21 protein-coding genes are annotated in these 21,150 nt (G+C 73.8%); 8 read left to right on the top strand and 13 right to left on the bottom strand.

Annotation, left to right across the window (positions count from 1 at the left end):
• Positions 1 to 22: 22 nt before the first annotated feature.
• The 5 genes from O7633_RS13015 to O7633_RS13035 all read right to left on the bottom strand — a co-directional run bounded on the left by O7633_RS13015 (position 23) and on the right by O7633_RS13035 (position 4,801).
• On the bottom strand, positions 23 to 832 hold the full coding sequence (locus O7633_RS13015; RefSeq protein ID WP_282328013.1) for an alpha/beta hydrolase: 810 nt from the start codon (positions 830 to 832) through the stop codon (positions 23 to 25).
• A gap of 66 nt (positions 833 to 898) precedes the next feature.
• Positions 899 to 1,225 carry a hypothetical protein gene (locus tag O7633_RS13020; RefSeq protein WP_043966091.1) on the bottom strand — a complete coding sequence of 109 codons (327 nt, stop codon included), beginning with the start codon at positions 1,223 to 1,225 and terminating at the stop codon, positions 899 to 901.
• 128 nt (positions 1,226 to 1,353) lie between these two features.
• A complete protein-coding gene (locus tag O7633_RS13025) occupies positions 1,354 to 3,024 on the bottom strand; it encodes a 3-hydroxybutyryl-CoA dehydrogenase (RefSeq protein WP_282328017.1) in 1,671 nt (556 codons plus the stop codon).
• Positions 3,025 to 3,194: 170 nt separating this feature from the next.
• The gene (locus O7633_RS13030) at positions 3,195 to 4,253 is read right to left on the bottom strand and encodes an alpha/beta hydrolase (RefSeq protein WP_282328018.1); all 1,059 of its coding nucleotides are present in this window, start codon (positions 4,251 to 4,253) and stop codon (positions 3,195 to 3,197) included.
• 119 nt (positions 4,254 to 4,372) lie between these two features.
• Entirely contained in the window at positions 4,373 to 4,801 is a 429-nt protein-coding gene (locus O7633_RS13035; protein WP_278129024.1) for an FHA domain-containing protein, read from the bottom strand.
• A 291-nt stretch (positions 4,802 to 5,092) separates the two neighbouring features.
• Between O7633_RS13035 and O7633_RS13040 the strand changes: the two genes are divergently transcribed.
• Positions 5,093 to 6,604: an aldehyde dehydrogenase family protein gene (locus O7633_RS13040; protein WP_282328020.1), complete on the top strand. Its 1,512-nt coding sequence runs from the start codon at positions 5,093 to 5,095 to the stop codon at positions 6,602 to 6,604.
• 42 nt (positions 6,605 to 6,646) lie between these two features.
• Here the strand turns inward: O7633_RS13040 and nucS are convergent, their stop codons facing one another.
• On the bottom strand, positions 6,647 to 7,306 hold the full coding sequence (gene nucS / locus O7633_RS13045) for an endonuclease NucS (RefSeq protein ID WP_043966085.1): 660 nt from the start codon (positions 7,304 to 7,306) through the stop codon (positions 6,647 to 6,649).
• 71 nt (positions 7,307 to 7,377) lie between these two features.
• On the opposite strand from nucS, the gene O7633_RS13050 reads away from it, so the two are divergent.
• Positions 7,378 to 7,995 (top strand): DUF4126 domain-containing protein, encoded by a 618-nt coding sequence (locus O7633_RS13050; RefSeq protein ID WP_278129028.1) that lies wholly within the window; start codon positions 7,378 to 7,380, stop codon positions 7,993 to 7,995.
• 76 nt (positions 7,996 to 8,071) lie between these two features.
• On the opposite strand, the gene O7633_RS13055 is transcribed toward O7633_RS13050, so the two are convergent.
• Positions 8,072 to 8,668 (bottom strand): hypothetical protein, encoded by a 597-nt coding sequence (locus O7633_RS13055; protein ID WP_282328021.1) that lies wholly within the window; start codon positions 8,666 to 8,668, stop codon positions 8,072 to 8,074.
• Positions 8,669 to 9,356: 688 nt separating this feature from the next.
• Between O7633_RS13055 and O7633_RS13060 the strand changes: the two genes are divergently transcribed.
• Together O7633_RS13060 and O7633_RS13065 are read left to right on the top strand one after the other, a co-directional pair.
• The gene (locus O7633_RS13060; protein WP_282328022.1) at positions 9,357 to 10,352 is read left to right on the top strand and encodes a polysaccharide deacetylase family protein; all 996 of its coding nucleotides are present in this window, start codon (positions 9,357 to 9,359) and stop codon (positions 10,350 to 10,352) included.
• 94 nt (positions 10,353 to 10,446) lie between these two features.
• Positions 10,447 to 10,743 carry a DUF1540 domain-containing protein gene (locus O7633_RS13065; RefSeq protein ID WP_043966077.1) on the top strand — a complete coding sequence of 99 codons (297 nt, stop codon included), beginning with the start codon at positions 10,447 to 10,449 and terminating at the stop codon, positions 10,741 to 10,743.
• A gap of 85 nt (positions 10,744 to 10,828) precedes the next feature.
• Here the strand turns inward: O7633_RS13065 and O7633_RS13070 are convergent, their stop codons facing one another.
• The gene (locus O7633_RS13070) at positions 10,829 to 12,832 is read right to left on the bottom strand and encodes a protein meaA (protein ID WP_282328023.1); all 2,004 of its coding nucleotides are present in this window, start codon (positions 12,830 to 12,832) and stop codon (positions 10,829 to 10,831) included.
• Positions 12,833 to 12,928: 96 nt separating this feature from the next.
• Here O7633_RS13070 and O7633_RS13075 point away from each other — a divergent pair, with 96 nt between their 5' ends.
• The 3 genes from O7633_RS13075 (at position 12,929) to O7633_RS13085 (ending at position 15,550) form a co-directional block, all read left to right on the top strand.
• Positions 12,929 to 13,777, top strand: a complete 849-nt coding sequence (locus O7633_RS13075) for an ABC transporter ATP-binding protein (protein WP_178066237.1) — start codon at positions 12,929 to 12,931, stop codon at positions 13,775 to 13,777.
• On the top strand, positions 13,774 to 14,622 hold the full coding sequence (locus O7633_RS13080; RefSeq protein ID WP_074472780.1) for an ABC transporter permease: 849 nt from the start codon (positions 13,774 to 13,776) through the stop codon (positions 14,620 to 14,622). The genes O7633_RS13075 and O7633_RS13080 overlap by 4 nt, the downstream gene beginning before the upstream one ends.
• Positions 14,623 to 14,746: 124 nt before the next feature.
• Positions 14,747 to 15,550 carry an alpha/beta hydrolase-fold protein gene (locus O7633_RS13085; protein WP_278129036.1) on the top strand — a complete coding sequence of 268 codons (804 nt, stop codon included), beginning with the start codon at positions 14,747 to 14,749 and terminating at the stop codon, positions 15,548 to 15,550.
• A 62-nt stretch (positions 15,551 to 15,612) separates the two neighbouring features.
• On the opposite strand, the gene O7633_RS13090 is transcribed toward O7633_RS13085, so the two are convergent.
• A complete protein-coding gene (locus O7633_RS13090) occupies positions 15,613 to 16,461 on the bottom strand; it encodes a 3-hydroxyacyl-CoA dehydrogenase family protein (protein WP_043966069.1) in 849 nt (282 codons plus the stop codon).
• A 174-nt stretch (positions 16,462 to 16,635) separates the two neighbouring features.
• Entirely contained in the window at positions 16,636 to 18,072 is a 1,437-nt protein-coding gene (gene murA, locus O7633_RS13095; RefSeq protein ID WP_282328024.1) for a UDP-N-acetylglucosamine 1-carboxyvinyltransferase, read from the bottom strand.
• Here murA and O7633_RS13100 point away from each other — a divergent pair.
• Positions 18,071 to 18,643 (top strand): cob(I)yrinic acid a,c-diamide adenosyltransferase, encoded by a 573-nt coding sequence (locus O7633_RS13100; RefSeq protein ID WP_282328025.1) that lies wholly within the window; start codon positions 18,071 to 18,073, stop codon positions 18,641 to 18,643. The genes murA and O7633_RS13100 overlap by 2 nt on opposite strands.
• 348 nt (positions 18,644 to 18,991) lie before the next feature.
• On the opposite strand, the gene O7633_RS13105 is transcribed toward O7633_RS13100, so the two are convergent.
• The 3 genes from O7633_RS13105 to O7633_RS13115 form a co-directional block, all read right to left on the bottom strand.
• The gene (locus O7633_RS13105) at positions 18,992 to 19,447 is read right to left on the bottom strand and encodes a DUF2550 domain-containing protein (protein ID WP_043966062.1); all 456 of its coding nucleotides are present in this window, start codon (positions 19,445 to 19,447) and stop codon (positions 18,992 to 18,994) included.
• A 12-nt stretch (positions 19,448 to 19,459) separates the two neighbouring features.
• Complete coding sequence (locus O7633_RS13110; RefSeq protein WP_043966060.1) at positions 19,460 to 19,744, bottom strand: F0F1 ATP synthase subunit epsilon; 285 nt, start codon at positions 19,742 to 19,744, stop codon at positions 19,460 to 19,462.
• Between the two features lie 125 nt (positions 19,745 to 19,869).
• Positions 19,870 to 21,006 (bottom strand): LCP family protein, encoded by a 1,137-nt coding sequence (locus O7633_RS13115; RefSeq protein WP_278129042.1) that lies wholly within the window; start codon positions 21,004 to 21,006, stop codon positions 19,870 to 19,872.
• Positions 21,007 to 21,150 lie beyond the last annotated feature (144 nt).

Genomic DNA, 21,150 nt, shown 5'->3' on the forward strand with positions numbered 1-21,150 from the left:
CCGCCGCCCGCCCCGACCGGGCTCAGTCGGCGGCGTCGGTCTTCGGGCCCGGCACCGGGACGTCGGCGAACGAGGCGACCGTCCGGTCGGCGTACGCGCTGACGTCGCCGGTGGTCATCGGGCCGTCCCAGGTGCGGGGCAGGGGCAGCGGGGCGGCCGGGTTGACCCGCCGGACGATCTCGTCGAGCACGGTCTCGGCGTCGCCGACCCACAGGTGCTTCGCGCCGGGCACCCCGACGACCTCGGCCTGCGGCACCGCCGCGAAGCGCCGCCGCGCCTCGTCGGGGCGCAGGTAGTCGTCGAACTCGGGCACCAGGGCGGTCAGCGGCTTGCCCTCCTGCGCCCAGTGCGCGAGATCGGCGGGGGCGGAGAAGCGCAGCGGCGGGGAGAGCAGGATCGCGCCGGCCACCGCCGGGTCGCAGCCGTACTTGAGGGTCAGGTCGGTGCCGAACGACCAGCCGACCAGCCAGACTTTCGGCAGCTCGGCGAACTCGGCGTACTCGATGGCGGCGGCCACGTCGAAGCGCTCGCCGACGGCGTTGTCGAACGCGCCCTCGCTGGTGCCCCGCACGCTGCTGGTGCCGCGCGTGTTGAACCGGAGCACGGCCAGGTCGGCCAGCGCCGGCAGCCGCCAGGCGGCCTTGCGGAAGACGTGGCTGTCCATCATCCCGCCGTGGGTGGGCAGCGGGTGCAGGCAGACCAGCGTGCCGGCCGGCTCCCTCCCGACGGGGCGGGCCAGCTCGCCGACGAGGGTCAGCCCGTCGGCGGTGTGCAGCTCGATGTCCTCGCGGTGCCCGGGCAGGATCGAGGACGCGCGGATCGGTGTGCTCACCGTCCCAGTCTCGCGCGTCGGCGTCGGCACCGCCCGCCCGGGCGGAAACAGGGTGATCCAGATCGCTCAGCCGTAGCGGGGCGCGCCCCGCCCGCGCTGGATCCCGGGGCCGCGCCGGTCCCGCGCCCGCCAGCACCCGCTGTGCCAGTGCCGGCGGTCGGTGAGGTCGCCCCGGTCGTCGGCCGGCCAGGCCACCAGGTGCGCCACCCCCGGGCGGATCTCCTGGTCGCAGCCCGGGCAGCGGTACGTCTTGACCGACGCGCCGCCGCTGATCCCGCGCACCTGCCAGTCGCCGTCGCGCCACTGCTGCACGGTGGGCACCCCGTGGCGGGCCCGGTCGGCGTCGAGGTGGGCGTGCTCGTCCCGGCGGGGACGGTTGCGACGAGGGCTCACCTCGTCAAGGTTACGGTCGGCTCCCCACCCCGGCCCGGCGAGGTGCGCGGCTGGGCGGCTGGGCGGCGGGAGGTGCCGCACGCGCGGGGGCCCGGCCGGCGACCGGGGCCACCGGCCGGGGCGGCCCGTCAGCGGCCGGGGTGCTCGCGGAAGCCGCGCCCGGCCCTGCGGCCCAGGTAGCCGGCGGTGACGAGGTGTTCGAGCAGCGGGGCCGGGGCGAGGCCGGGGTCGCGCAGCTCGCGGTACAGCGCGCGCTGCTTGGCGAGCGCCACGTCCAGGCCGACCGCGTCGAGCAGCTCGAACGGGCCCGTGGGGTAGCCGCAGCCGAGCTTCATCGCGTGGTCGATGTCGTCGACGGTGGCGTAGCCGGCCTCCAGCATCTTCACCGCGTCGTTCAGGTACGGGAAGAGCAGCGCGTCGACCACGAAGCCGGCCCGGTCGCCGCAGACCACGGCGGTCCTGTCGAGCGTGGCGCAGACGGCGCGGGCGGTCTCGGTGGCCTCCGCGCCGGTGCGGACGGTCCGCACGATCTCCACCAGGGGCCACGCCGGCGCCGGGCCGGAGAAGTGCAGCCCGATCACGTCGGCGGGCCGCCCGGTGGCCATCGCGATGTCGATCACCGGCAGCGACGAGGTGGTGGTGGCGAGCACGACGCCCGGCTTGCAGACGCCGTCGAGGCCGGCGAACAGCTCCTTCTTGACGTCGAGGTCCTCGGCCACGGCCTCGACGACCAGGTCGACCTCGGCCAGGCCGTCGAGGTCCCCGCCCGGGGCCACCCGGGCCACCTCGTAGCCGGCCCCGGCGAAGACCTCGACGAGCCCGGCGGCCGTCGCGCCGGAGCCGACGACGCCGACCCGGGCGACGGGGCGCGCGCCGTCGCCGGCCGCCGGCCGCTCCTGCGGGGTCGACCCGTCCGGCACGACCTTCGCCGAGCCCGGCTTCTCGTAGGTGTAGAAGCCCCGGCCGGACTTGCGGCCGAGCAGGCCCGCGGTGACCATCTGCCGGACCAGCGGCACCGGGGCGTGCCGGCGGTCCCGCCCGCCGCGCCGGTACATGGTGTCCAGGATCTCGCACGCGGTGTCGAGGCCGATCAGGTCCAGCAGGGCGAGCGGCCCCATCGGCAGGCCGCCGCCGAGCTTCATGGCGGCGTCGATGTCCTCGCGGCTGGCGTAGCGCGACTCGAACATGCCGACGGCGTGGTTGAGGTAGCCGAAGAGCAGCGCGTTGGCGATGAAGCCGGCCCGGTCGCCGATGGTGACGCCGACCTTGCCGAGCCGGGCGCAGAGGGCCTCGACGTCGGCGACCACGTCGGCGGCGGTCACCACCGTGCGGACCACCTCGACCAGCCTCATCACCGGGGCCGGGTTGAAGAAGTGGATGCCGACGACCTGCCGGGGTCGGCCGGTGGCGACGGAGACCTCGGTGACCGACAGCGAGGAGGTGTTGGTGGCGAGGACCGCCTCGGGCTTGCAGACCCGGTCCAGCTCGGCGAAGATCCGCCGCTTGAGGTCGAGGCGCTCGGGGACCGCCTCGACCACCAGGTCCACCGAGTGCAGCGCGTCCAGCCCGACCTGGAAGTCGACCCGGGCCAGCAGGGCGTCCCGGTCGGCCTCGGCGAGCTTGCCCCGGGCGACGGCCCGGTCGGTCGAGCCGGTCAGGTGGGCCCGGCCACGGTCGAGGGCGGCGTCGGAGACCTCGACCGCGACGACGTCGATGCCGTTGCGCGCGAAGACCTCGACGATGCCGGCACCCATGGTGCCCAGCCCCACAACGCCCACGCTGGTGAACTCGCGCGCCACGACCGGCCTCCCCAATGCTGCGCGGGACCACGGGACGGGACCCCCGCGGGACCGCTTGAACGGTCACTAAGGTTCTGCGCGCGAGTCTGCCACGCGACGGTCCGCCGCCGGGACGCGGAGGGTGCCGGCGGCTCCGGCCCGGGCCGCCGAGCGCCTCCGGTCGCGGCCCCTCAGCGGCTCCCGCCGGTCAGCGCCAGCAACTCGGCGACGAACTCCGCCGGCCGCTCCAGGTGCGGGCTGTGCCCGCACCCCGGCAACACCACCTCGTGGTACGCCCCGCCGGCCGCAGCGTACCGGTCGAGCACCGCCCGGGTCTGCCCGACCATCGGCTGCGGCGGGCAGTCCCGCTCCCCCGGCCAGCCGGGCACCACCCCGAGCGACCCGAGGTGGGCCAGGTCGAACAGCGAGGTGTCCGACACGATCACGTCGGCGTCGCCGCGTACCCAGGTGACGGGGGGTTTGCCGGCGACGGCGACGAGGTCGTCGGCGATGCGGAAGTGGGCCGGGGCGAGCGCGTTGAGCACGCCGCTGCCGCCGGCCGCGATGCCCGGCCAGTGCGGCGAGGCGACCGCCGTGCCGGGGTAGTTGCCGTCCCCGGTGGCGGTGGTCAGGAGGCTGTCCAGCAGCAGTTCCTCGTCGTCGCCGAGCGACGCCGGATCGGCCACGTACGCGGTCCGCAGCACGTTGCGGGGGCTGGTCGGGCCGTCCGCGCCCCGGTCGCCGGCGGCCAGCCGGGCCACGAAGTCCCCGTTCGCGGTGCCGCCGCCGGTGCCCGCGAAGTCGGGCGTGGTCGGGGTGCCGGCCAGGTCCCGGGTGCCGCCGAAGCCGTACGGGGAGACGGGCGCGGCGAGCAGCAGCCCGGCCACCCGGCCGGGGTGGTCGACCAGCAGCCGCATCGCCACTCCCCCGCCGAGGGAGTGCCCGACCACCACCGGCCGCGCGCCGGGGGCGAAGAGCCCCGGGGCGTCGAGCAGGGCGGCGACGTCGTCGGCGAAGTCCCGCAGGCCCCGGGTGGCGTCCACCGCGGCGGTCTCGGTGCCGCCGTAGCCCCGCAGGTCCGGGGCGACCACCCGGAGGGTGTCGGGCAGCCGCCGCAGCAGCGGCTCCCAGAACGCCGAGGACGAGCAGTTGCCGTGCACCAGCAGCACGGGCGCGCCGTCGGGCGGGCCGGCCACCCGGACCCGCTGGACGATGCCGTTGGCCGGCACGGTGTGCTGCGTGCTCTCCATGCCGCGGCATGCTGCCACGCGGCGACGCCCGGCTCCATGTGGCCGGCCCACATGAAAGGAGGGGCCCCCTGTTAACGCATGCGGTAGAGAAGGGTCCCCTTCTCACCCGCCGGCGCGGCTCAGAGGCGGGCGGCCGGCGGGGTGGCGACGGGCAGCGGCAGGGTGGGCCGGCGGTCGCGGCGCTGGGGGCCCAGTTGGGGGGCCAGCCGCAGCCCGACCGGGTCGGTCCGGGCCAGGCCCGGGTCGAAGAAGCGCAGCTCGGTGCGGCCCAGCCGGATCACGTCCCCGTCGGAGAGCAGCTCCGGCGACTCGATCCGGCGGTCGTTGAGCCACGTGCCGTTGGTCGAGCCCAGATCCTCAAGCCACACCCCGTCGCCCGACAGCCGTACGCTGGCGTGCCGGCGGCTCAGGTGCGGATCGTCCACGCTGACCTCCGCGGTCGTCGCACGGCCGATCACCTGTGGCGTGCGGCCGAGCCGGAAGCTCGCCCCACGCATCGGTCCACCCGCCACCGTCAGCAGCGGCATCAGTTCCGGAAAGTCCTCCATGGACGGTCAGCCTCCAGCCACCGGTGTCCGGCGTCAGCCTGCCAGCACACCGCATCGATGCCCACCACCGCCCGGACACCTCCCGGTCCCCGGGCGGACAACTCCCGTTAGCCGGTTCGGCTTTCGCCGGTGGCGCGCCAGGGCCGTTGGTCCCGTGCCGAAAACCGACTCCCGGGCCCGCCGGCACCACCCGAGGGCCCCGCCACCAGGCCCGTTGGCCCCGCGCCGGGGTCGGCGTACGGGCCATCCGAACACCTACCGACGAGTAGCTTCGGGGTCTACACTTCCGCCATGACGGCTGTGCGTGCCCCGGGTGCCCCGGGTGCCCCGATCATCTCAGACGGCCGGCTGGTCTCCACCAGCCCCGCCACCGGGGCCGAGGTCGGTCGACTGCCCGTCGCCGCCGGGGACGACGTCACGCGCGCGGTCGCGCGGGCCCGCGAGGCGGCCGGCTGGTGGGCGGGGCTCGGCTTCACCGGCCGCCGGGAGCGGCTGCTGCGCTGGCGGGGTGTCCTCGCCCGGCGGATCGAGGAGCTGGCCGAGCTGATGCACGCCGAGGGCGGCAAGCCCGTCCCGGACGCGATCGTCGAGGTCCTCACCGCCATCGAGCACATCGACTGGGCCGCCCGCAACGCCGGCCGGGTGCTGCGCCCGCGCCGCGTGCGCTCCCGGCTCATCCTGGCCGAGTTCACCGGCCACCTCGAATACCAGCCGTACGGGGTGGTCGGCGTCATCGGCCCGTGGAACTACCCGGTCTTCACCCCGGTCGGCTCCGCCGCGTACGCGCTCGCCGCCGGCAACACGGTCGTGCTGAAGCCCAGCGAATACACCCCCGTCGTCGGCCAGTGGCTGGTCGACAGCCTCGCCGAGGTGGTGCCCGAGCAGCCCGTCCTCACCGCCGTGCACGGCCTCGGCGACGTCGGCGCGGCCCTGTGCCGATCCGGGGTCGACAAGCTGGCCTTCACCGGCTCGACGGCCACCGCCAAGAAGGTGATGGCCGCGTGCGCCGAGACGCTCACCCCGGTCCTGCTGGAGGCCGGCGGCAAGGACGCGATGATCGTCGACAGCGACGCCGACCTCGACGCCGCCGCCGAGGCGTGCGTCTGGGGCGGGCTCACCAACGCCGGCCAGACCTGCATCGGCATCGAGCGGGTCTACGCCGTCGAGCCCGTCTTCGACGCGTTCGTCGGCAAGGTCGTCGAGCGGGCCGGGCGGCTGACCGTCGGCGCCGACGGGGCCGACATCGGGCCGATCACCATGCCCGGTCAGCTCGACGTGATCCGCCGGCACATCGACGACGCGCTGGCCCGGGGCGGGCGGGCGGTCCTCGGCGGCGCCGACGCGGTGCAGCCGCCGTACGTGCGCCCGACCATCCTGGTCGACGTGCCGGAGGACTCGCTCGCCGTCCGCGAGGAGACCTTCGGCCCGACGCTGACCATCAACCGGGTCCGCGACGCCGAGGAGGCCGTCACCCGCGCCAACGCGCTCCCGTACGGCCTGGGGGGTTCGGTCTTCGGCCGGCGGCGGGCCGTGGCCATCGCGCGGCGGCTGCGCTCGGGGATGGCCGCGGTGAACTCCACCCTGACGTTCGCGGGGATGTCCACCCTGCCGTTCGGCGGGGTCGGCGAGTCCGGCTTCGGCCGCATCCACGGCGAGGACGGGCTGCGCGAGTTCGGCCGCCCCAAGGCCGTCACGCGCCGCCGGGCCCGGTCGCTGCTGCCGGCGATGACCTTCGAGCGCACCCCCGCCGACGTCGCCCGCCTGGTCAAGGTCACCAAGCTGCTGTACGGCCGCCGGCGCTGACCCGGCCGCCGGGCGACGCCCGCCGTGCGGGGCGGTGGGCGCTCAGAACAGGGTCAGCTCGTCGCGCTCGATGCCGCGCAGCTTGTCGTAGTCGACGACCACGCACCGGATGCCCCGGTCCGTGGCCAGCACCCGGGCCTGCGGCTTGATCTCCTGGGCGGCGAAGACGCCGGTGACCGGGGCGAGCAGGGGGTCGCGGTTCATCAGTTCGAGGTAGCGGGTGAGCTGCTCCACCCCGTCGATCTCGCCGCGCCGCTTCACCTCGACGGCGACGGCGCCCAGGTCGGCGTCCCGGCAGAGCAGGTCCACCGGCCCGATCGCCGTCATGTACTCCCGGCGCACCAGCGTGTAGCCCTCGCCCAGCGCCGTCGGGTTGGCCGCCAGCAGCTCCTGGAGGTGCGCCTCGACGCCGTCCTTGCGCAGCCCGGGGTCGACGCCCAGCTCGTACGAGGTGTCCTGGAAGACCTCCTCCAGGGTGATCCGCAGCTCCTCGCCGGCCTTGTTGACGACCCGCCACACGCCGGGGGCCTCCTCCAGCCGGCAGGGCGGACTCATCCAGTTCAACGGCTTGTACGCCCGGTCGTCGGCGTGGATCGACACCGACCCGTCCGCCTTCACCATCAACAGGCGCGTGGCCAACGGCAGGTGCGCCGAGAGCCGTCCGACGTAGTCCACCGAGCACTTCGCAATCACCAGCCGCACCCGGAGAGGGTAGCCCAGACGCCGGCGTCCACCGCCGAGCGGCACTGGCGCGCCGGTGCCATGCTGAGACGGTGTTCGAAGTCCTCACGGGTACCGGGCTGGCCGCGTCGGCCGGCCTGAACGCCTACATACCCCTGCTGACCATGGGACTGCTCGCCCGCTACACCGACCTGATCGACCTGCCCGGCGGCTGGCAGTGGCTCGGCAACGGCTGGGTCGTCGCCATCCTCGCGGTGCTGCTCGCCGTCGAGGTCGTCGCCGACAAGGTGCCGGTGCTCGACCACGTCAACGACGTCGTACAGACCGTGGTCCGGCCGACCGCCGGCGGCCTGGCCTTCGGCGCGGGCGCCACCTCCGAGACGGTCACCGTGAGCGACCCGGGCAGCTTCTTCTCGTCCAACGACTGGGTGCCGGTGGTCACCGGCGTGCTCATCGCGCTCGGCGTCCACCTGCTCAAGTCCGCCGCCCGCCCGGTGATCAACGCGACCACCGCCGGCTTCGGCGCGCCGGTGGCCAGCACCGCCGAGGACGCCACCAGCGTCGTCATGTCCCTGGTGGCGATCATCCTGCCGGTGCTGGTGCTGGCCTTCCTGCTCGGCCTGGCCGCCTTCACCGTCTGGTTCCTGCGCCGCCGCCGGGGCCGCCGCCGCGAACGCCAGGCCGCCCGCGCCGCCGGCTACCGCGTCTGACCCGGTACGCCCCACGCGACCGCCACCGGCCGGGCCCCTGTCATCGGGGCCCGGCCGGCAGCGTGTGTACGTGGTGTCAGCTGTTGTTCCAGTGTTGGGTGACGAGGTCGGCGGCCTGCTGTTCCCACTGGGCGTACGCGTCGGGGTAGGCCGACACCTGCACGGTCTGGGCGGCGTCGGTCAGGGCCATGTTCTGCCAGCCGTCGACCTGTCGCAGGCCCTTGAGGAACGCCGTCGTCGCGTACTCGGGGTCGGTGATCTGCTCCGGCGAGCCCCAGCCGCTGGAGGGACGCTGCTGGAACAGGCCGAGGGAGTCGTGGTCGTTGCGGTCACCCAGGTGACCCAGGTTCTCCAGCTTCGACTCCTGCAACGCCGTGCCGATCGAGATCACCGCGGCCCGCTCGTCCAGGCCGGCCTTCTTCGTGGCGGCGATGATGGCCTTGACGTTGGCGGTCTGCTCCGGGTCGAGGTCGATGCGCGACTGCGCGCCCTGCACACCGTGGGGGATCAGCTTCCCGGCGTCCACGCCGCTGGACTGGGTGGTGGCGACGGGCCGCGCCTCACCGGTGCCGGTGTCGGTGGTGATGTGGTTCAGGGGGCCGGCGGCGAGGCCACCGGCGAAGGCGAGTCCGGCGATGCCGAGGACGCTCTTACGCAGGATGGTCGTGTTCATCAGGGGTGACTCCAATCCGGGGGTCGGCACACCCTCACGCCCCGAACGGGGGCGGTACGGGGGTGTGCGAGCACCACGTCGAGGCGCCCGAACAACGAACAAAAGGGGGAAAGACGAGGGAGGACCAGGCCAGCTGCCGTGTGGTGCCGGCCCGGGTCCAGGTGTAACGACCGGCGACCCGCCCCCATTCCCGGCGACCGGCCACCACTCCTGGGGGTCGAGGGCTGCTGGGTCGGGGGGTCTGGGGGGTGCTGCTTCGGTCGTGCGTCAGGTGTAACGACCCCGACCCCGTCGAGATTCCGGCCCACGGGTTGCCGCCGCCCGCCCCCACCCAGCCCCCGGCAGGCCCACCTCGACCTCACCCCACGCCACCCCCGCGCCGGGACGGACAAACCCCCCACACGGGCAGTCGCGTGACGGGATGCCGGGCAGGTGGCGGTATCAGCGGGCCGGGATACCGCCACCTGCCCGACATGATCAACCCCACCCACCCCACGCCACGCCACCCCAGCGGGACGGACAAACGGCCCACACGGGCAGTCGCGTGACGGGATGCCGGGCAGGTGGGGGCATCAACGGGCCGGGATAACGCCGTCTCCCCGACATCCCAGCGGACGACGTGGCCCAGACGGCGTGGCCCCGGTGGGGTGGGGCAGCCGACGGGCAGCCGCCAAGAGATCATCTCCCGGTGCCCGCACAGACCTCTCGCGTACCACTGATCGCGACGCTCGCCGCCCTGGCGGGCGTCGCCGTCCTCCTCGTCGCGCCCGCGCCGTCGGACGCCCCCGGCCGGGCCGCCATCGGCCGGGTGCCCACGGCCGCGACACCCCCCGCCGCCGACGGGGAGGACCGGCCCGGCCAGGGGACGAACCGCCCGACCCCGCCGGTGTCGGCATCGGGGCGACCGGGAGGCCCCTCGCGGCCGGAACGGGACGGGCGGGCCGACGAGCCCGGCGCGGAGCCCTCCGCCACGGCCCGACCGGGGGCGAGCCGCACCGACCGGCAGCCCCCGGTGGTCGACCACGGGCCGCGCGTCGGCGATCTGGTGGCGTTGACCTTCGACGCGGACATGACGGACGCCATGCGGTACCAGTTGCGCAGCGGGGCGGTGCGGTCGTACGCGAACCTGGCGATCATCGACCTGCTGGAGCGGGAGCGGGTGCCGGCCACCTTCTTCCTGACCGGCAAGTGGGTCGAGGAGTACCCCGGGGTGACCCGTCGCCTGGCCGCCAATCCACGCTTCGAGCTGGCCAACCACACGTACGGCCATCTCGCCTTCACCGCCGACTGCTACCAGTTGCCGACGATCCCCCGGCAGCGGATGGCCGCCGACGTGGCCAGGACGTTCGACGTGATCGCCCCGTACGGCGGCCGGCAGACCCGCTACTTCCGTTTCCCCGGGCTGTGCCACGACCGCACCGCGCTGGCCGAGCTCGCCCCGCTGGGCGTGACCGTGGTGGACGGGGACGTCGTCAGCGGGGACCCGTTCGCGAAGTCCTGGCGGCCGGTCGTCGACGCGGTGCTGTCCCGGGTGCGTCCCGGCTCGGTCGTCGTCCTGCACGTCACCGAGGCGAACGCCCCCATGACCGACGAGGCACTGCCGCGCATCCTGGCCGGGCTCGCCGAGTTGGGCCTGCGGCCGGCCCCGCTCTCCGAGGTGCTGGGGGCGACGCCGGCCGGGTGACCCGGTCGCGGCCGGCCGGTATGACCGATCCGCAACGACAAAACCGACAAAAAACTAATATGGGGAGAGACTCGAGAACCCAGAGGAGGTCGTCATGACTACGGCGATGGAGATGCCCCGCGTCCAGGAATGCGTGGTCGCAGCCTGCGCCTACAACCACACCGGCGACTGCCACGCGTTCGCCATCACGATCGGCAGCACCGATCACGCGCACTGCCACACGTTCGTCGAGATGCCCGTCCGGGGCGGCATCGACACGATGATCGCCCAGGTCGGCGCGTGCCAGCGCTCGGACTGCCGGCACAACGCCGACCTGGAGTGTCACGCCCCGGCGATCCGCGTCGGGCCGGACAACGACATGGCCGACTGCATGACCTACGCCAGCCGCTGACCGCTCAGGCCGGCCGCTGGCCGCTGCCGGCAGGTGTTAACAGGGGCCCCCTGCACAACGAAAAGCGTTAACAGGGGGCCCCTCCTTACAAGCCGTTGGCGTGGCGGACCACGGTGACCAGCTCGTCGACGATGCCGGTCAGCGCGAAGTCCCTCGGCGTGAAGACCCGGGCGACGCCGGCCGCCCGCAGCGCGTCGGCGTCGCCGGCCGGGATGATGCCGCCGACCACCACCGGCAGATCGCCCCGGCCGGCGGCGCGCAGGCCGTCCAGCACCGCCGGCACGACGGCCAGGTGCGAGCCGGAGAGCACGGACAGGCCGACGAGGTCGACGTCCTCCTCCACGGCGGCGGCGACGATCTGGCCGGCGGTCAGCCGGATCCCCTGGTAGATCACCTCGAACCCGGCGTCGCGGGCGCGCACGGCGATCTGCTCGGCCCCGTTGGAGTGCCCGTCGAGGCCGGGCTTGCCGACCAGCAGCCGCAGCCGGCCGCCGCCCAACTCCCGGCCGGTCACGGCGACCCGCTGCCGCACGGCGGCCAGCGTCGCGTCGCCGCCCGCCCCGGCACCGCCGGCCAGCCCGGTCGGCGCGCGGTACTCGCCGAAGACCCGCCGCAGCGCGCCGGCCCACTCGCCGGTGGTCACCCCGGCCCGCACGCACTCCAGGGTCGCCGGCATCAGGTTGGCGGTGGTCGCGGCGTCCGCGCGCAGCCGCTCCAGTGCCGCGTCGACCGCCGCGCCGTCACGCCCGGCCCGCCAGTCGCGTACGGCGGCCACGGCCGCCGCCTCCGCCGCCGGGTCGACCTGCTCGATCGACCAGGCGCCGGCCATGGTCAGCGGCGACGGCTCGGTCTCGGTGAACCGGTTGACGCCCACCACCGTGTCCGCGCCGGACTCCAGCCGGTGGCGGCGCTCGGCGAGCGAGGCCACCAGCGCGCTCTTGAGGTATCCGGATTCGACGGCGGCCACCACGCCGCCCATCCCCAGCACCTTCTCCAGTTCGGCCCGCGCCCCGGTGACGATCCCGTCGACCAGCGAGGTCATCACGTGCGAGCCGGCGAACAGGTCCGGATAATCCAGCAGGTCGGACTCGTACGCGAGGACCTGCTGCATCCGCAGCGACCACTGCTGGTCGAAGGGGCGGGGCAGGCCCAGCGCCTCGTTCCAGGCCGGGAGTTGCACGGCGCGGGCGCGGGCGTCCCGGGAGAGGGTGACGCCGAGCATCTCCAGCACGATGCGCTGGACGTTGTTCTCCGGCTGGGCCTCGGTCAGCCCGAGCGAGTTGACCTGCACCCCGTACCGGAAGCGGCGCTGCCCAGGGTCGGTCACGCCGTAGCGCTCGCGGGTGATCTCGTCCCAGAGCGCGCCGAACGCGCGCATCTTGGCGGTCTCCTCGACGAACCGCACCCCGGCGTTGACGAAGAACGAGACCCGGGCGACGACGTCGCCCATCCGCTCGGGCGGCACCTGGCCGCAGTCGCGCACCGCGTCGAGGACGGCGACGGCGGTGGCGAGGGCGAAGCCGACCTCCTGCACGGGCGTCGCCCCGGCCTCCTGGAGGTGGTAGGAGCAGATGTTCACCGGGTTCCACCGGGGCATCCGGAGCAGCGCGTACGCGACCAGGTCGGCGGTGAGCCGCAGCGACGCCGCCGGCGGGAAGATGTACGTGCCCCGGGACAGGTACTCCTTGATGATGTCGTTCTGCGTGGTGCCGGCGCAGCGGGCCAGCTCCGCCCCCTGCTCGGCGGCGACCGTGCCGTAGAGGGCGAGCAGCCACATGGCCGGCGCGTTGATCGTCATGGACGTGTTCGTGTCGGCCAGCGGGATGCCGTCGAAGAGGGCCCGCATGTCGCCGAGGCTCGCCACGGGCACCCCGACCCGGCCGACCTCGCCGGCCGCGAGCTCGTGGTCGGGGTCGTATCCGGTCTGGGTGGGCAGGTCGAAGGCGACCGACAGGCCGGTCTGCCCCTTGGCCAGGTTGCGATGGAAGAGGGCGTTGCTCGCGGCGGCCGAGGAGTGGCCGGCGTAGGTGCGCATCAGCCAGGGGCGGTCGCGCTCGGGCAGCCGGCCGGCGGGGGCCTTCTCGTCCATTTCCGGAGTTTAAGTTACCGATTAGTAGAACGGGTTGTGCAAAACCACACAGGCCCGCCTGCCCGCCCGTCGCGCCCAGGTCGCACACTTGACGGCATGGATGACGAGCTGGCGATCTCCGTCCGGGGGCTGCGCAAGGCGTACGGCGACAACGTCGCGGTGGCGGGCGTGGACCTCGACGTCCGGCGGGGCGAGGTGTTCGCGCTGCTCGGCCCGAACGGGGCGGGCAAGACCACCACGGTGGAGATCCTGGAGGGCTACCGGCGGCGCGACTCCGGCGAGGTCCGGGTGCTGGGCAGCGACCCCGCCGCCCCCGCCCCCGACTGGCGCTCCCGGGTCGGCATCGTGCTCCAGGGCACCGGCGAGTTCGACGAGCTGACCGTCGGCGAGGTGGTCCGGCACTTCTCGGGCTTCTATCCCGACGCCGACGACCCGGCGAAGGTCGTCGAGCGGGTCGGCCTCGGCGCGAAGGCGAAGGCCCGCACGCACACCCTCTCGGGCGGGCAGAAGCGCCGCCTCGACGTGGCGCTGGGCATCATCGGCCGCCCCGAGCTGCTCTTCCTCGACGAGCCGACCACCGGGTTCGACCCGGAGGCGCGGCGCGAGTTCTGGGAGCTGATCCGGGACCTGGCCGCCGCCGGCACCACCATCGTGCTGACCACCCACTACCTCGACGAGGCCGAGGCGCTCGCCGACCGGGTCGGGGTGATCGCCGCCGGACGGGTGATCGAGGTGGCCCCGCCGAAGCTGCTGGGCAACCGCCAGGAGTCCCTGGCGACGGTCTCCTGGCGTACCCCCGACGGGGTGCCGGAGAGCGCGGAGAGCGCGACGCCGACGGCCCTGGTCGCCGAGCTGGCCGCGCGCTACGGCGGCGAGGTCCCCGGCCTCACGGTGACCCGGCCGACCCTGGAAGACGTCTACCTGACCATGATCGGACACCGATGACGACCACGACGAAGCCGGCGGCCCCGGCCACCGCCGCCGCGCCCGCCCGCCGGCCGGGCGCGGGCACGCTCGCCCTGCGCCAGGGCCGGCTGGAGATCACCCAGTTCCTGCGCAGCCGGGAGTCCGTCGTGTTCACGATGGGCTTCCCGATCATCATGATCCTGATCTTCGCGGCCATCTTCAGCGACGAGATCGCCCCCGGGGTGAGCTACACGCAGTACTTCATCACCGGCATGATCGCGACCGGCCTGATGACGGTCAGCTTCCAGAACCTGGGCATCTGGATCCCGATCGAGCGGGACCGGGGGGTGCTGAAGCGCTACCGGGGCACGCCGATGCCGAAGTGGGTGTGGTTCGCCGGCAAGGTGATCATGGTGGTGGCGGTCGGCGTCGCCGAGACCGCCCTGCTGCTCGCCGTCTCGGTCGCCCTGTTCGACCTGGAACTGCCGGGCACGGCCGGCAGGTGGCTCACCTTCGGCTGGGTCTCCGTCCTCGGGGTCACCGCGTGCACCCTGTGCGGCATCGCGATCTCGTCGCTGGCCCGCACGGCGCGCAGCGGCTCGGCCGTGGTCACCCCGGTCGCCCTCGTCCTCCAGTTCATCTCCGGCGTCTTCTTCGTCTTCACCAACCTGCCCTCCTGGATGCAGCAGGTGGCGGCGCTGTTCCCGCTGAAGTGGATGTGCCAGGGCCTGCGCTCGGTCTTCCTGCCCGACGGCTTCGGCGCGCAGGAGCCGGGCGGCTCGTTCGAGCTGGGCCGGGTCGCCCTCGTGCTGGGCCTGTGGTGCGTGATCGGCCTGGTCCTGTGCCTGACCACCTTCCGCTGGACGACGAAGCGCGACGGCTGAGGCGGCGCAAGGAAGGGCCCCCTGTTAACGCATTCGGTAGAGCGGGGTACCCCGCTCACCCCAGCCCTGCCGGCGCGCCGGGCGCGGGGCAGCCGATGTCGGGCGGGGCTGGGAGACTGTGCCGGTGGTGGCGCGACTGAGTCGGCGCGGGGTGCTGATGGCCGGGGCCGGCGCGGCGGTGCTCGCCGTGGGCGGTGGCGTGGCGGCCCGGGAGGCGACCCGCCCCCGCCCGGGGCCGGCCCCCGAGCTGCCGGACGCCCCGGCCGGCGACGAGCGGCTGCTCCGGCGGGAGTCGGCGGCCCGGGGCCGTACCGTCGACTTCTGGACGGCCGTGCCCGCCGGCCACGGCGACGGGCGGGGGCTGCCGGTCTGCCTGGTGTTGCACGGCGCGTCGGCCACCCCGCGCGACTACGCGCGCTTCGGTCTCGCCCGGTTCCTCACCGACGCCGTGCGCCGCGGCGCGCCGCCGTTCGTCCTCGCCGGGGCGACCGGCGGCCGGCTCTCCTGGCGACCCTCGGGGGCCGACGACCCGCAGCGGATGGTGCGCGAGGAGGTGCCGGCCTGGTGCGCCGAGCGCGGCTTCGACGTCGCCCGGGTCGCCGCCTGGGGCTGGTCGATGGGCGGCTTCGGGTCGCTGCTGCTCGCCGAGACCTTCCCCGGCTGGCTGCGCGCGGTGGCCGCCTTCTCCCCCGCCGTACGCGACGGGGACGCCGTCTTCACCGGCGCGGCCCGGCTGCGCGGCACCCCGGTCGGGCTCTGGTGCGGCCGGCAGGACGGGCTGCTACGCGAGGTGCAGGCGCTGGCCCGCGCCCTGCCCGAGCCCCCGGTCCGGGAAGAGTACGCCGACGGCCGGCACGACTTCACCTACTGGGGGCGGGTCGTCCCGGACGCCTTCGCCCTGCTGGGCGCCGCCCTCGCCCGCCCCTGACGCCGCCCCGCCGCAGGGGGCCGGCCCGCAGGCGAGCGCACCTGCGGGCCACGCCGCAACCGTCAGTACGTGTAGAAGCCCTTGCCCGTCTTGCGCCCCAGGTCACCGGCGGTGACCATCCGCTGGAGCAGCTCCGGCGGGAAGAACTTCTCGTCGGCCGTGTCGGTGTAGATGTTCTTCGAGGCGTGCATGAGCACGTCGACGCCGGTCAGGTCGGTGGTCGCCAGCGGCCCCATCGCGTGCCCGAAGCCGAGCTTGCAGGCGGTGTCCAGGTCCTCGGCCGACACCACGCCGGACTCGACCAGCTTGACCGCCTCGACGACCAGCGCGGCGATCAGCCGGGTGGTGACGAAGCCGGCGATGTCCCGGTTCACCACGACGACGGTCTTGCCGATCTCCTCGGCGAACGCCCTCGCGGTGGCCAGGGTCTCGTCGCTGGTCTTGTAGCCCCGCACCAGCTCGCACAGCTTCATCATCGGCACCGGCGAGAAGAAGTGCGTGCCGACGACCGACTCGGGGCGCTCGGTGACGGCGGCGATCTGGGTGACCGGGATGGCCGAGGTGTTGGTGGCGAGCACCGCGTCGGCCCTGCAGAGCTTGTCCAGGGCCCGGAAGACCTCCTGCTTGATCTCCAGCCGCTCGAAGACCGCCTCGACGACGATGTCCGCGTCGGCCACCGCCTCCAGGTCGGTCGTCGGGGTGATCCGGCCCAGCGCGGCGTCCACCTCGCCCGGCTCGATCTTGCCCTTCTCGGCGAACTTCTCCAGCGACTTCCGGATGCCGGCCAGTCCGCGGCCGGTGGCCGCGTCGTCCAGGTCCCGCAGCGTCACCTGCCATCCCGCCTGCGCCGCCACCTGGGCGATGCCCGAGCCCATCAGCCCGGCCCCGACAACTGCGAGTCGACCCGCCATCTGCTTCTCCCTCGCCTGAATGAGTGCCTGGCAGCACCCTAGCGGCGACACTGAACGAAGACTAAGCCGAGGGCCGCGCGGCGCGCAGGCTGGGACGGGGGCGCCCGACGCGCGCCGGGGCACGGGCCACCGGGCACAGGCCGCGCGGCGCGCGCCGGGCCCGTCCGCGCGCGCTCAGATCTCCAGGGCCGGTTCCTCCGGTACGCTGCCCCGCTCGACCTCCACGCCGAGCGCCCGCAGGTCGGCGACGAAGTCGGGGTAGCCACGGTCGACGTGGTGCACGTGGGAGACCTCGGTGACCCCGTCCGCGCAGAGCCCGGCGATGATCAGCCCCGCGCCGGCCCGGATGTCGGTGGCCCGTACGGGCGCGCCGGAGAGCCGGTGCCGGCCCCGCACGACGGCGTGGTGCCCGTCGGTCTTGATGTCCGCGCCGAGCCGCATCATCTCGTTGGCGAACATGAACCGGCCGTCGAAGATGTTCTCGGTGATCAGGGACGCGCCGTCGCTCACCGCCGCGAGGCCGATCGCCATCGGCAGCAGGTCCGTGGCGAACCCCGGGTACGGCAGGGTGACCACGTCGACGGACGTGGGCCGCTCGTCCATCCGTACCCGGAAGGCGTCGCCCCGGGTCTCCACCAGGCCGCCGGCGCAGACCAGCTTGTCCAGCGCGACCTCCAGGAAGCCCGGGTCGATGCCGGTGACGGTGACGTCCCCCCGGGTCATCGCGGCGGCGAACGCCCAGGTCCCGGCGACGATCCGGTCCCCCACCGTGGCGTGCCGCACCGGCCGCAGCTCGGGCACCCCGTCGATGTGCAGGGTGGAGGTGCCCTCCCCCTCGATGCGCGCGCCCATCCGGATCAGCATCGAGCAGATGTCGACGATCTCCGGCTCCCGGGCCGCGTTGTCGATCACCGTCGTGCCCTGGGCCAGCACGGCGGCCATCACCAGGTTCTCGGTGGCCCCGACGCTGGGGAAGTCGAGGACGATGTCCGCGCCGTGCAGGCCGTCCGGGGCGGCGGCGATGACGAAGCCGTGCTCGCCGGAGATGTCCGCGCCCATCCGGGTCAGCCCGGCGACGTGCATGTCCAGCCCCCGGGAGCCGATGGCGTCCCCGCCGGGGTGGGCCACCCGGACGTACCCCCGGCGGGCCAGCAGCGGGCCCAGCACGCAGATGGACGCGCGCAGCCGGCGGACGAGGTCGTAGTCGGCCTCCGCGCCGGGCAGCTCGGGCACGTCGATGGTGACCGACCGGGACCGGGCCACGCCGCCCCGGGCCACCATCGGATCGACCGGCTCGTCGGCGTCGAAGCGGACGCCGCAGCCCAGCCGGCGCAGCACCTCGCCCATGATGGCGATGTCGGTGATGCGCGGGACGTTGGTGATCACGCTGCGGCCGGGGGCGAGCAGCGCGGCGGCCATCAGCTTGAGGGCCGAGTTCTTCGCCCCGACCACGTGCACCGTGCCGGCGAGGCGGGCGTCACCGGCGACGCGGATGACGTCGACGTCGTTGACCGCCGGGTCGCCGGCGTCGCCGGGGCCGAGCCCGGCGGGGCGCGCCGGGGCCGGTCGGGCGGGGATCGTCAGGTCCGGTATCCGTAGGCTGTGCGTCATGGCCGTCCACCTCACGCGCATCTACACCAAGGCCGGCGACGCCGGCATGACCAGGCTGAGCAACAACGAGCAGGTGCCCAAGACCGATCCGCGGATCGCCGCGTACGCGGACGTGGACGAGTGCAACGCCGCGATCGGCGTCGCGCTCGCCCTCGGCCAGCTCGACGACGAGTTGCGGGCGGTGCTCGGGTCGATCCAGAACGACATGTTCGACGTGGGCGCCGACCTGTCCACGCCGGTGGAGCCGGACCCGAAGTATCCGCCGCTGCGGGTCACCGAGGAGTACGTGGAGCGGCTCGAAGGATGGTGCGACGAGTTCAACGCACGCCTGGGCAAGCTCGACTCCTTCATCCTCCCCGGCGGCACCGCGGGAGCGGCGCTGCTGCACGTGGCACGGACGATCGCCCGGCGGGCCGAGCGGGCGGCGTGGGCACTGGTCGCGCACGACCCCGACCGGACCAGCACCCTCCCGGCAAAGTATCTCAACCGGCTCTCCGATCTGCTCTTCATCCTGTCAAGAACGGCGAATCCGGCGGGCGACGTGCTATGGGTCCCGGGCGGCCGACGCTGACCCGTCTCCCCCTCGGATGAGCGGCCAACGCTGACCCGTCTCCCCCGCGGGTGATCGGGCCGCCAGCCGCTCACCAGCGGGCCCACCCGGTCGGCTGGGCCCGCCCACCACGGGCCGGCAGAGTCCCCGCCCCTGCCCACCCGAAACCCACCCCGCCCCCGACCTGCCCCCGGACCCGCCCCCCGACCACCGCGATCTTGCACTTGCGGCCCTCGGGATGCGCCTTTTACCCCGTTCGCCGGGGCCCAAAGTGCAAGATCGCGCACGGGGCGGGGTGGGGCGGGAGCGGGGCGGGGGTACGGGGGGGTGGGTGGGGTCCGCGGGGAACCGGGGGCGGGGCGGGGCGGGTTAGGCGGCGGGCCAGTCCTGGGGGGCCAGACGCGGCGAGGCCGCCCCGGGCGGGGCGGCCTCTAGCCAGGACAGGAAGCCCGTGACGGTGGAGCGGGCCATGGCGATCTCCACCGGCACGTGGCGACTGGCACAGCGCAGGATCACCCAGTCGGCGGGCATGGAGAGGCGTTCCTGCCCCTCGGGCAGCCGGCGGCGCTCCACGACCAGCGTCTTGCGGGAGAGCACGCGCTTAGGGCGCAGGGCGAAACTGAACATCCGGTACCACCGGAGTTCGTCACCGGCGAACCGGCCGAAACCGGGCGACCAGCCCCGCCCGTCGAGCACGGTGGTCACCCGGACGCTGAGCCGGATGATCCCACCGCTACGGGTGACCAGCGCGCGCCGGAGGAAGAGGACGAACAGGGCCACGAGCACCGCGGCGACGCCGATTCCGATCCCTTCCACGATCTCCATCGGCGGGGCGGCTCAGCGGCTCTGCGCGGCGGTGACCGGGGTGGCGCTCTCGGCCAGCACGGTGACGCCCTCGCGGCTCACCGAGAGGAAGCCACCGGCCACCTCGTACGAGACCTGCTCGCCGCCGGGAAGCTTGATGCGGACCTGGCCGGGCTCGGCGAGCTGCCCCAGCAGGGGCGCGTGCCCCGGCAGCACACCCAGCTCACCCTCGGTCGTGCGGGCGACGACCATCTCGGCCTCGCCGGACCAGACCTTCTCCTCGACGGCTACGAGCTCGACGTGAAGCTGCTGTGCCACGCTGTCTCCTTGCTGCGGCGGCGGATTTCCGAAAGTCTAGTCGCGCCCGTCGCGGGCCCCCAACGCGGGTGGCGTAAGCTGCGCCACCCGCGCCTGAGGAGCGCCCCGTTCGGCCCAGGGAAACGCTACTTCGTCTTGTTCCGGAAATCCGGGTGCTCCAGCAGGAAGGCGTCGAGCTGTTCCTTCTCCAGGGCGGTGAAGAAGTCCTCCGCCTCGGGCCGCAGCCGCTCCCCCCGGTACGCCGACCCGGTGCCGATGTTCTCCCCCGGCAGCTTGATCAGCTCGACGTTGTTCGAGCGGATGTCCTTGAGCGCGATCGCGAAGTCGACCACGCTGTTGCCCCGGCCGTTGAAGATCAGCGACTGCCCGGCGGCCCGGATCACCTTGTCCAGCTTGATCGGGTTGGTCACCACGTCGGCGCTGAACGCCTGGTCGACCATCGCCTTGATGAACTGCTGCTGGTGCCGCTGCCGGCCGTAGTCGGCGTCGGGGACGCCGTTCTTCGGGTACCGCTGCCGGACGTAGTCCAGCGCCTGCCAGCCGCTGAGGTGCTGGTTGCCCTTCTTGTAGACCGCCTGCGGGCCGATGTAGCCCTCGCCGTTCGGGTTGCCCTTGCGGTGCACGCCGCTCGGCTCGCGGTGCTCGGAGCGCACCTCGCGCTCGATGTACATGTCGACGCCGCCCATCGCGTCGACGATCTTCTGGAAGCCGGTGAAGTTGATGATCGCGCCCGCGTCGAAGCGGTCGATGCCGGTCACCTGCTGCACGGTCTTGGCCAGCAGCTCGAAGCCCCGGGCCGCGTCGGGATTCTGCCCCGGCACCCGGCTGCCGTACGACATGGCGGCGTTGAGCTTGTCGGTGCCGCCGTTGAAGTCCGCCTTGCTGAACCTCGGGATCTCGACCCGCAGGTCCCGGGGCAGCGAGAAGAGGTAGGCCCGGTCCAGCTCGCTCGGAATGTGCAGGACCATGATCGAGTCGGCCAGCGGCGGGGTCTTCGCGTCGCGCGGGTCGATGCCGACCAGCAGGATGTTGAGCGGGCCCTTGATGTCGCTCTTGCGCTCCTGGGCGCCGGCGGCCTGGTCGCCGAACAGGTCGCCCTTGCCCACCGCGCCCTCGTAGCGGGCCATCAGCGCCTCGTAGCCGACCAGCACCGCGCCGCTGAGCAGCATGAGCACGGAACCGAAGACCGTGCACACCCGCGCCCAGCGGGGCACCCGGGACCACGCCGACGGTTTCTTCCTGCCGCCCTTACCCACGAGCATCTCCGTTCGTCACGCCCACGAAGTGGAGACGGGCGCACGCAGCCGAAAAGTTGCAACGATGTTCACTCGTCCGGGGGACGGCGTGAGTCGACGGTACCTCGCGTTTGGCCGAGCCGCCGATCAGCGACCGGACAGCGGAGATCA

It is taken from the genome of Micromonospora sp. WMMD712 (assembly GCF_029581295.1).
GTDB lineage: Bacteria > Actinomycetota > Actinomycetes > Mycobacteriales > Micromonosporaceae > Micromonospora > Micromonospora carbonacea.

Excerpts from the sequence above, each read along its gene's own strand:
- O7633_RS13080 (WP_074472780.1), top strand. The coding sequence starts at position 13,774 with ATGACGACCACGACGAAGCCGGCGGCCCCGGCCACCGCCGCCGCGCCC.
- O7633_RS13030 (WP_282328018.1), bottom strand. The coding sequence starts at position 4,253 with ATGGAGAGCACGCAGCACACCGTGCCGGCCAACGGCATCGTCCAGCGG.
- O7633_RS13065 (WP_043966077.1), top strand. The coding sequence starts at position 10,447 with ATGACTACGGCGATGGAGATGCCCCGCGTCCAGGAATGCGTGGTCGCA.
- O7633_RS13035 (WP_278129024.1), bottom strand. The coding sequence starts at position 4,801 with ATGGAGGACTTTCCGGAACTGATGCCGCTGCTGACGGTGGCGGGTGGA.
- O7633_RS13115 (WP_278129042.1), bottom strand. The coding sequence starts at position 21,006 with ATGCTCGTGGGTAAGGGCGGCAGGAAGAAACCGTCGGCGTGGTCCCGG.
- O7633_RS13105 (WP_043966062.1), bottom strand. The coding sequence starts at position 19,447 with ATGGAGATCGTGGAAGGGATCGGAATCGGCGTCGCCGCGGTGCTCGTG.
- O7633_RS13070 (WP_282328023.1), bottom strand. The coding sequence starts at position 12,832 with ATGGACGAGAAGGCCCCCGCCGGCCGGCTGCCCGAGCGCGACCGCCCC.
- O7633_RS13100 (WP_282328025.1), top strand. The coding sequence starts at position 18,071 with ATGGCCGTCCACCTCACGCGCATCTACACCAAGGCCGGCGACGCCGGC.
- O7633_RS13055 (WP_282328021.1), bottom strand. The coding sequence starts at position 8,668 with ATGAACACGACCATCCTGCGTAAGAGCGTCCTCGGCATCGCCGGACTC.
- O7633_RS13090 (WP_043966069.1), bottom strand. The coding sequence starts at position 16,461 with ATGGCGGGTCGACTCGCAGTTGTCGGGGCCGGGCTGATGGGCTCGGGC.
- murA (WP_282328024.1), bottom strand. The coding sequence starts at position 18,072 with ATGACGCACAGCCTACGGATACCGGACCTGACGATCCCCGCCCGACCG.
- O7633_RS13040 (WP_282328020.1), top strand. The coding sequence starts at position 5,093 with ATGACGGCTGTGCGTGCCCCGGGTGCCCCGGGTGCCCCGATCATCTCA.
- O7633_RS13075 (WP_178066237.1), top strand. The coding sequence starts at position 12,929 with ATGGATGACGAGCTGGCGATCTCCGTCCGGGGGCTGCGCAAGGCGTAC.